The following is a 245-nucleotide window of genomic DNA, read 5'->3' as shown; positions in this document are numbered from 1 at the left end:
CCAACCGGTTCACGATCGCCCCGTGCGGCACCGCCACACCCTTCGGACGCCCCGTCGAACCCGACGTGAAGATCACATACGCAGGGTGCTCCGCAAGCAGCCGCCCCCGCCGATCCGCATCCGACACCGGATCGGCGGAGCGCCCGGCGGTCTCGCCCGCGTCCGGGGCGACCAGCTCCAGTCCGGGGGCCTCCGGCAGCAGCCGCGCGCTCTCCTCGTCGCAGACCGCGCAGAGCGGGGCGGCG

The 245-nt window shown here is 75.1% G+C and carries 1 protein-coding gene; it reads right to left on the bottom strand.

Going from position 1 to position 245, the window contains the following annotated elements; all coding sequences use genetic code 11:
* A partial coding sequence (locus D459_RS35650) for an AMP-binding protein (protein WP_040711374.1) occupies positions 1-245 on the bottom strand: 245 nt, incomplete at both ends.

It is taken from the genome of Nocardiopsis potens DSM 45234, assembly GCF_000341105.1.
Classification (GTDB): Bacteria; Actinomycetota; Actinomycetes; order Streptosporangiales; family Streptosporangiaceae; genus Nocardiopsis_A; species Nocardiopsis_A potens.
This window is presented reverse-complemented; position numbering and strand designations above follow the sequence as displayed.